5 protein-coding genes are annotated in these 9,951 nt (G+C 53.9%); all 5 read left to right on the top strand.

The window, feature by feature from the left end; translation table 11 throughout:
- Nucleotides 1–4: 4 nt before the first annotated feature.
- Nucleotides 5–2,359: a secretin N-terminal domain-containing protein gene (locus RMSM_RS21905; protein WP_008701461.1), complete on the top strand. Its 2,355-nt coding sequence runs from the start codon at nucleotides 5–7 to the stop codon at nucleotides 2,357–2,359.
- Between the two features lie 107 nt (nucleotides 2,360–2,466).
- Nucleotides 2,467–4,101 (top strand): proprotein convertase P-domain-containing protein, encoded by a 1,635-nt coding sequence (locus RMSM_RS21900; protein ID WP_081614271.1) that lies wholly within the window; start codon nucleotides 2,467–2,469, stop codon nucleotides 4,099–4,101.
- Nucleotides 4,102–4,374: 273 nt separating this feature from the next.
- Nucleotides 4,375–5,484 carry a hypothetical protein gene (locus RMSM_RS21895; protein ID WP_201767066.1) on the top strand — a complete coding sequence of 370 codons (1,110 nt, stop codon included), beginning with the start codon at nucleotides 4,375–4,377 and terminating at the stop codon, nucleotides 5,482–5,484.
- Between the two features lie 10 nt (nucleotides 5,485–5,494).
- Entirely contained in the window at nucleotides 5,495–8,803 is a 3,309-nt protein-coding gene (locus RMSM_RS21890; RefSeq protein WP_008701456.1) for a PVC-type heme-binding CxxCH protein, read from the top strand.
- A 190-nt stretch (nucleotides 8,804–8,993) separates the two neighbouring features.
- Nucleotides 8,994–9,951 (top strand): multiheme c-type cytochrome (locus RMSM_RS21885; protein ID WP_008701451.1); only part of this gene is annotated, 958 nt, incomplete at its 3' end.

Here is a 9,951-nt window from a genome sequence, read left to right as displayed (position 1 = left end):
GTAGGTGCCTTGGCGTGAAGTCATCCGCTGGATCGCCGACGAAGCGGACTTAGCACTTCATTTTGGTGACCTGCCGCCGGGCAGCTTTACCTACACCGATCCCACGATCTTTTCGCACCAGCAAGCGATCGATCGCATCAATCTGTTTTTGTTGTCCGAGGGCTTCACGCTGGTTCGCAGCGACCAATTGTTGTCGGTGATCAATCTGAGCGATCCTCGAAGCCTGCAGCAACTCGATGTGTTGGCCAAGCTGGTCAGCGTCGAAGAGCTTGCCGATGCCAGCGACCACCACGTCGTTAAATGCATGTTCTCGCTCGGCGACATTGACGCCGAAGAGGCGGTTCAGGAATTGTCGGCACTGAAGTTGATGTCGACGCCTGCGATTCTGACTCGTACCAATCAATTGATGATCACCGACACGGTGGCCAAGTTGCGAAACGTTCAAGCGGTGCTCAGCGCGTTCGAGCCCGCGGATGCGATGCAAGACGGCACGATCGTCAAAAGTTTCTCGCTCCAGCACGTCGAAGCCGAAGACATCTTGGTGGTTGCCCGTCCTCACTTGGGGTTAGCGACCGACGAGATGATTGGAATCGACGTCAGTATCTCTTCCGATTTGGAAGGTAAAAACTTGTTCGTGACGGGTTTGGAAGACAAGGTCAAATTGATCGAAGGATTGGTCAATGCAATCGATAAACCCAAAGCCAGTATGACCACCGAAACCGGCGATATGATTCTGAAATCGCATCTGGTCGAGGGTGGGAACGTGGAAACGGTTTACAACGTTCTGCAAACGCTGTTGGCCGGAAAACAAGTCCGATTGTCGGTCGATGAAACCGCTAGCAGTGTCGTCGCATTGGCGTCCCCTGCGGTGCAGACCGAGATTGCCGAAACCGTGGCACAATTGCAAGCATCCGAAGCGGATTTCGAAGTCATTCAGCTAAAGACCGTTGATCCCTATTTCGCGATCAGCCTGCTTGAACAAATGCTCAATCTCCCCGACCCATTGGATGATCCGAAATCCATAGATCCAGACGCACCAAAAATCGACGCAGACCCAGGCAACATGCGTTTGTTTGTGCGAGCCAAACGAGCCCAAATCGACCAAATCAAAAAGATCGTCTCGGGGTTGGAAGTCAATGGCGACATGACTCACAGCGAACAAACTCGCGTGTTCCCACTGCGTGGCCCTCAAGCCGAACAGTTGCTGGAAACCGCCACCAAGTTTTGGCGACGATCCAACCCGATAATCATGTACCCGGCGATCGCTCCGAACGAAAAAACGAAAACCGAGCGTGTTTTACATGACGAGGAATCACGGGAAGAAAGTACAACGCAGCCTGAGTTGGACGAACAATCGTTTGCATCGACTCATACCACCGATGCTCGCAACAGCATGCCACGAACAAATTCCGCTCGGGTTCTGACTGCGACGACCACCAGTCAAGCGAATGCGATTCGTTGCCAATTGACTCCGCGAGGGGTATTGATTCAATCGGACGATACCGAAGCACTTAATGAGTTCGAATCTCACCTGCGTAGCATTGCCGGAGTGATTGAAGCTCCGCCCGTGACTCCGATTGTGTTCTATTTGAAACACACCAAACCGGATGATGCACTGCGAATGTTGGGTGAACTTCTCGAAGGCGGCGACGCCGCCAAAGAGGCTCAAGCCGGCACGCTGGTAAACGGCTATGTTTCAAACGGTTACTCAAGCGGACTGACAAGCAGCTTTGTGACTTCCAACGATGGCACGACAACGATGATGTCGGGCACAATCACGATCGTTGCTGATTCGCGTTTGAATCGTTTGATAGCCCAAGGCACCGCGAGCGACATCGACATCATCGAGGACTATTTAAAGATCATCGACAAAGATCAAAGCATCACGTCGATCGAAACCTATGGGACTTCGAACGTGATCGAGTTGGTTAACACCAAAGCGTCGGAGGTTGCCGAGGCCATTCGCGAAGCGTATTCCGGACGCATCATGAGCGACAAGTCCAAAGACAACGCCGGCGGCAGTGCCGCAGCAGTTGCTGCGAAACGCGCTGCCGATGCAAAACAGGCAGCGGCCGCCAAGAAAGGTCTAAAAACGGCGGAAACCAAGCCCGAACGAGACCTCGAACCCAAAATGACCGTTGCCGTTCACGAAGCAAGCAATTCGCTGATCGTCACCGCGCCACGCGATCTGTTCAACGAAGTCGAAAAACTTGCCAAACATATTGACGCACGCGGTGAACAGACGATCGAAGTCGTCACCCCGATGAACAGCGAAGTGTTTGGCGAACTGTTGCATCAAGTGATCTTGGGCGAAGGAAACTCTCGCAGCAGTTCGTCACGCAGTCGTAGCTCTCGTTAAAAATTCGTCCGTGGTCACTCGGCGATTTGGTGTGTCCCGCCGCGAATGCCGTTGACCGCCCGGGTTCCTTCCTCGCGTTGCTCTTTCCCTATCCTCTGCCGATTTCGATGATACATCACCTATGCTTCCAGCGATGCTTGATTGTTGCGGTCGCGTTCGCAATCGGCTTGACGGTTTGCGTTGACACGGCGTCCGCCCAATCCGGTCTGCGTGAATCGCTCGAGCGACTCGACACTGACGGTGACGGCGATATCGATCCGTCCGAGATCACTCCCTTGGCCCGTCCCTATATGGAACGTGTTGCTGCGGCGCGACGGATGTCGCTCGAACGTGCCTACGGGGTGGATAAATGGCAAGAGGCGGCACGGATCTATTACGCGATGAACAATGGCGTCTCGCGACGCGAAGTCGATGTGGACGACTACGTCAATCCGATGGACTTTGGGACCGCACCGGATCAACCGCTTGTGCCTGAGTTCGGTTTGCCTGAAGTAAAATATCCGTACACTCAAGCGGATCTCGAATACGCCGAACGGACACTGCGTCGATCGGACCGCAACCGTGATGGATATATTGATCGCGTCGAAGCTCAGCGAGAGGAATGGAGATACCGCGATCCATTTTCTGAGGACTTCAACAACGACAACAAACTCAGCCGGCTGGAACTAGCCCAGCGTTACGCACGTCGCCGGATGTTGTCCGGAGCCGCCAGCGAATTGACCAAGAAAGCCGAGCGGACGGGAAACGGCGTTGCAGCGTCATCGTCGCGTCGTAGTGAATCAAGTTCACGTGACCGATATCGCGGCCGTCCCGGCAGTCGTGACTATTTGACGTCGACCGTATTGGGACGATTTGATTCGGATCGTAATGGTCGACTCAGTGCGGATGAAGCAGTCCGGCTCGGCGTGCCGTTTGGACGTTTGGATGTGGACCGCGATGGCGAAATCCAGCGGGGTGAGCTGCAAGCGTATCTAGGCGAAATGCAAGCCGAAGCGGGCGACCTGACCGTTGGGCTGCCAGGATGGTTCTACGAACGCGACCTGAACCGCGACAACCAAGTCGCGATGGATGAGTATACCGACGAGTGGACCGACGAATTGATCGAGGAATTTCGATCCTACGACAGCAACGGGGACGGTTTGCTGACCGCATCCGAAGCCATTTCGGCCAAATCGCTGGTCGGCGGCAGCTACCGCAGCGATAGCGTCGAAGCGCTGCCACCCCGCAAAACCGTCGTCTCGGAAATCTATATCGACGAGAATTACTTGATCGCGGATCTGGACGTCCAGCTGTCGATCACGCACACCTACACGTCCTTTCTGGATGGTTACCTGATCGGCCCCGATGGAACGCGTATCGAATTATTCAGTGGTGTCGGAGCGCACGACGACCATTTTGATCAAACTATCTTTGACGACTCGGCCCGTTACTCCATCACCAAAGGCCGCCCACCGTTCGAAGGCAGTTTCCAGCCCGAAGCACTCGCCAAACGACAACCAGGTCTGAGTGCATTCAATGGCAAGAGCGTCCAGGGACCGTGGCAATTGGTGATCAGCGGAACGCAAAGCGACCGGTTTGGTATTCTGCATGGCTGGGGATTGACGGTCCGTCCGCAGCCTCAGTTCCCAGGCGAATCGAACCAAACGATAAGCGAAGCTGAAACGTCGAATGAAAACGCAATCGAAACGGAAACGGTGACGCGATCCACCACCGCTGACGAACCGTTCGTGAATGCAAACTGAATGAAATTTGCCGACGTTCGCCCAGGGCACTGAGCAAGCTGCGAGTGCTTTGTCTATCCTTGTTTTTGCCGTAGTGGATTTCGCCAGAAATCCCATTTCGCCAGAAATCCCAGGTCGCCAGGAATCCCAGGTCGCCAGGAATCCCAGGTCGCCAGGAATCCCAGGTCGCCAGAAAGCCCAGGTCGCGAGGAATTCTGGCGAATCCCACTACCATGAACCCAAACCATTAAAAATGGACAAAGCACTAGGATCGCTACTTACAAAGTTTCCAAATTGAATCGACTTGCGCGCATACTAGTTGTCTTGCTCGGTGGAATAACGGTTGCGTCACTCAGCTCTGCTCAAGACGATGCGTCGGCAAAATATGCCGCATGTCGAATTCACGTTGTCGATGATGATTCGGGATGGCCGGTCCCGTTGGTCGAATTAAGAACGACCCACCAAGTTCGATTCGTCAGCGACAATGCTGGCGTGATCGCGATCGACGATCCTTCGCTACTGGATCGCGAAGTCTACTTTCATGTGATGGGACACGGCTACGAGATCCCTGCGGATGGATTCGGATTTCGCGGCGTTCGTCTGACGCCCCGGCGTGGCCAAACCTTGACCGTTGCGGTCCACCGAACCGCGATCGCCAAACGCATCGGACGACTCACCGGATCAGGCCTGTTTGCCGAAAGTCACAAACTAGGCGACGAACTCGCATGGAACGATGGGCGTCTCGAGACCTACGAAGCGGGGTTGTGCGAGTGGAACGAATCGACTTCGGAATTTCAAATCGTGCGAACGGTTTGGAAAGCATCCGATGGCGGACCGCCACCGTCACTCGCCGAAGAAGGGCATCCCTCATTCTGGACCGACGCCGCAGGAACGCGTTGGCTGCTGTTCGGCAACCCTCTGCCACGTATTCAAATTGCAGCCAACTACGAAGCCTGGAAAGACTTCGAGAATTGGAAAACACTCACGCCTCAGAAAACGCTTCGCACAGTCGTCGACGGTGTCGAAATCGAACCGCATTCAGGCTCGATTGCTTGGAACCCGTATCGCCAACGCTGGGTCAGTGTGTTTATGCAGCGATTCGGTAAACCGTCGGCCTTTGGAACACTCTGGTACGCTGAAGCCGATTCCCCGATGGGACCGTGGGGCACCGCCATAGAAATTCTTTCCCATGACAATTACACGTTCTATAATCCACGGTTGCATCCTGAATTGACTCCAGCGGGAAAGCCAATTCTGTTGTTCGAAGGGACGTATACGGCCGAATTCGCCAATCAGGCGGTGCCAACGCCGTATTACGACTATAACCAAATCTTGTACCGCCTCGATCTCGATGATCCTGCGTTGCAACCAGCTCAGTCATCCGCCAATTCTTTTCGCCCCTAAAAATCCCATCATGTTTGCACATCTTCGCTTGATCGCCGCTGTCACGTTCATTTGCAACCTTTCTGTTGTGATCGCCGAGGAACCGACGAACCCGACTCCGCTGCGTTACACAAAGTGGAGCGGCGAGATCAATGTGCCCGACCCCGTAGCGATCAGTTTCGACAACGAAGGCACGGCCTACGTGACGCAGACGATGCGACGAAAGGCTCAGGATCTTGATATTCGCAACAACCGAGATTGGATCACCAATGATGTCGGATTTCAAAGCGTCGAGGACCGTCGTAATTTTTATCATCAACGGCTGGCCCCAAACCAAGACCAAGACAAAAATCGCAAACGTGTCGCTGATCTTAACCAAGACGGATCACACGATTGGCATGACTTGACCGTCATCAGTGAAAAGATTCATACGCTACGCGATAGCGACAACGATGGTACTGCGGACACGTTCAAGTTGTTTGCTGAGGACTTTAGAACCGAAGTCACGGGAATCGCCGCCGGCGTGTTGTGGTTCAATGGCGATGTGTATACGACGATCGCACCTGATCTGTGGCGTTTGCGAGACACCGACAATGATGGCGTCGCCGACCAACGCGAAACCATTGCATCTGGGTTTGCGATCCACATTGCCTATGCCGGCCATGACATGCACGGATTGACGGTGGGACCGGATGGAAAGATCTATTGGTCGATCGGTGACAAGGGAATCTCGTTAACATCGCGTGAAGGCAAACGATTTCACTATCCCAATCAAGGCGGAGTGATGCGTTGCGATCCAGACGGCAGCAATTTCGAAGTGTTTGCCCACGGATTGCGGAACGTCCAAGAGTTGGCGTTTGACCAATACGGTAACTTGTTTGGTGTTGATAATGACGCCGATCAACCCAGTGAAAAAGAACGCTTTGTCTATATCGTTCGCGATATGGATGCCGGATGGCGATGCAATTACCAGTATCGTGGCAGCGGCTTCAATCCTTGGACCGACGAACGTTTGTGGGTTCCCCATTTTGATGGACAACCCTCTTACATTCTGCCCACAATAAAGAACTACATCGATGGCCCTGCCGGTTTCGCCTTCAATCCCGGAACCGCACTTTCCTCGGCCTACCGCGACTACTTTTTCTTAACCGGAGCTCCTGGGGGACATCAATTTGCGTTTCAAGCCAAACCGGCTGGCGCTTCGTTCACGATGGAAAACGAACACGCGATCGGTAGCGGCATTCCACTGGTCGGCATCAATTTTGGTCCTGACGGGGCTCTCTATGGCGTTGACTGGGGCGGCGGCTATCCGCTGAACCAGTCGGGAGCGGTTTGGAAAATCGATGCTCCCGATTCAGACCTGGCCAAGATCCGCAGCGAAGTAGCAAAGCAAATTAAAAACGGCTTTTCAAAATTGCCCGCCTCGCAGCTCCATCGACTTCTTGGTCATGACGACCAACGCATTCGCATGGGTGCTCAATTTGAATTAGTGAACCAGCAAGACATCGACACGTTACAGCGTGCGTTAACGTCGGAATCGGAAATGACGCGAGTCCATGCGGTCTGGGGACTTGGACAACTCGCCCGCGGCGGCGAATCCACAGCCACCGACGCATTGATCTCGATGCTCGATTCGGCGGATGCGGAAATGCGAGCCCAAGCGGCGAGAACCTTAACGGATATCCACGGTGTCGACGGAGCGATCTTCCTGCCGTTACTACACGACGACAGCGATCGCGTTCGCTTTATGGCGATGATCGCGTTGAGTAAACATGCGTCCGGCAACGCCGTCGAGCCGCTGCTTGGGCTTTCTAACTCGCTGGCCGAATCAGAGCGGTATCTGCGATTTGCGGCGTCGCGAGCGTTGCGAAACTGTGCGACGGCCGAACAACTAACCGCTGCCCGAGACTCATCCACCTTGATCGGTCGGCTGAACCTTGTCGTGGCGTTACGTGGCAACGATTCGGCACGTTCGCTTGAGCCGTTTCTTCGCGATCCCAGTGAACAAGTGGCGACCGAAGCCGCTCGCGCCCTGCATGATGATTTCTCCAGTGACGAACAATTGCAGGTGCTCGCGGCGGCGTTGTCCACGACGGAACATAGTGGCGAGTCGTTTGTCCGCCGACTGCTCAATGCCAACTATCGTCTAGGCGGTCGTGAGCAATTCGAATCCGTCATCCAATACGCAAGCCAAGAAGCCAATCCCGTTTCGCTACGGATTGAAGCAATCGAAATGCTGGGATCGTGGATGAAACCCGATGCACTGGACCGGGTCGATGGCCGTCGACGCTATACGAAGCTGCCACGCGAATTGGACTACCAGCGTTTGAGTGCCGTGTTATCGAAATTAGCGAGCGAGAATCATCCCAAACTGCAATCCGCTGCGATCGACGCGGCAGCCCGAACCAACACCCGATTGTCAGCCGATTCGCTTAGCGAAATCGTTCGCACCACCAACCAAGATGTTGAACTTCGTATCGCCGCGCTGAAAACCCTGGAAAAGCAGAACCCCGAAGCGTTAAAGAAAGTGCTGCCCGCCGCGATGCAGGATCACAACACGAGCCTGCAATTAAATGCCATCCACTTCCACGCGAAACACCACGCCGATCAAGCCGAAATGTTTTTGACGGGATTGATTTCGGAAAGCAAAAAAATGGCGGTCAAGCAGTATGCCATCGCGGCGTTGGGTAAGCAGCACGGTGACGCATCGGAGCAACGATTAATCTCGATGCTTGAGCAAATCGCCAGCAACACATTGTCGAGTGAGATCACCCTCGATGTTTTAGAAGCGGCCGCACAACGAGCTGAGAAATCTCCCGCAATTCAGGCGGCGTTTGACAAAGCCAACGCGGCGATTGACCAACGTTTTGCAAGTACGCCTGAAAAGTCACGTCCGTTTATGGTCAGCCGTGACGGGGGCGATCCGGCCAAGGGGAAGGTGCTGTTCAATACGCACCTTGGTGCACAATGCATCCGATGTCATAAGGTCGGAAAAGAGGGAAGCGATGTCGGACCTAACTTGCTTGGTATCGCATCAACAAAAGACCGTGATTATCTGCTGCAAAGCGTGATCGCCCCCAGCAAAGATATCGACAAGAAATACCAAACCCAATCGTTCCTGCTGGACTCGGGACAAATTGTAATGGGGTTAGTCAAATCCGAGAGCGAAGAGGAAACCATTATCTCCGACAGCCAAGGCAAGGAGATACGTCTAAGCAATGACGAAATCGAAGATGTGTCCAAAAACGAGGTTTCGATTATGCCCGACATGACCGACGTTTTGACACGCAAAGAGGTACGCGACGTGGTAGCCTATCTAGCGACCCTGAAATCCAAATAACGTTGTGGCTCAGGAATTCACGATGTTAGCGGCACGGCGCGAGCCGTCCGGTTGCAGCGAGTACAACCTTCAAATTCGACCGGGCGGCTCGCGCCGCTCCGCTAAAAACATCATCCGTTGGCGTCAAAGTAAATGGCATTGAGCGGGTGGGCACTGGAATCGAAAACCTGATTCGGCAGAAGAACTGACTATGAGCGTGCTGCGACTGATCACCGTTTTGGCGTGGGTTACTCTTTCAATTGGTAGCATGTCGCTTCGTGCCGAAGAGAGCGGGACCGAGTCTCGATCGAAGCCGCCGGCGAACAGCAGTGCATCGGTCGGCTACATCGGTTCGAAGCAATGCGCTTCGTGTCACGAAAATCAACACGACAGCTTCCTGCAAACACTGCATAGCAAGGCGGCCCGTTTCACCGACGTGACGCTCGAACCAGCCCCTGGTGAATTTAAACATGATGCCAGCGGTCATCGATATCGTGTGGAAGTCGCCGATGGAAAAATGTTTCACAGCGAGCTTCGACTCAGCGAACAGGGCGAACCGCTCGGCGAAACCAAGATGCAGATGGACGTCACACTGGGTTCGGGAACGCACTCACAGAGTTACCTTGGGCGAATCGGTGATTTTCACATCGAATCCCCGATCACATATTTCCGCGACCAACAAACATGGGCGATGTCTCCCGGATATGACGTTCCCGCACACCAATCGTTTCGCCGCGAGGTAACAGCGGGCTGTGTCTTTTGCCATGTTGGATCGATTGAGCAAACGAAACATGATCCCTACAAGTTCGAGATCGTCGAAGCCACTATCGGCTGCGAACGCTGTCATGGCCCCGGCGAATTACATGCGAAACGGCATCAGCAAGACTCAATTGCGGCCGATACTGCCGAGCACGATGATACGATCGTGAACCCCAAATCACTAAGCCGCGAATTGTCCGAAGCGATTTGCCAACAATGCCATTGTCAAGGAATTAATGAACTCGAGATCGCAGGCAAGAACAGTTGGGATTTCCGTCCCGGGTTACGTTTAACCGATTTCCGAGTCGACTATCGATTCAAAACGACCGGCGGTTCGAACAGTTTGGTGGGTCATGTCGAGCAGCTGCACCGCAGTCAATGTTATATGCAAACCGAAACACTGACCTGTA

Origin of the sequence: Rhodopirellula maiorica SM1, assembly GCF_000346295.1 — a bacterium.
Taxonomy (GTDB): Bacteria; Planctomycetota; Planctomycetia; order Pirellulales; family Pirellulaceae; genus Novipirellula; species Novipirellula maiorica.
Note: the sequence above shows the minus strand (reverse complement) of the source record. Positions and strands in the feature narration are given on the sequence as shown.

Excerpts from the sequence above, each read along its gene's own strand:
- RMSM_RS21900 (WP_081614271.1), top strand. The coding sequence starts at position 2,467 with ATGATACATCACCTATGCTTCCAGCGATGCTTGATTGTTGCGGTCGCG.
- RMSM_RS21890 (WP_008701456.1), top strand. The coding sequence starts at position 5,495 with ATGTTTGCACATCTTCGCTTGATCGCCGCTGTCACGTTCATTTGCAAC.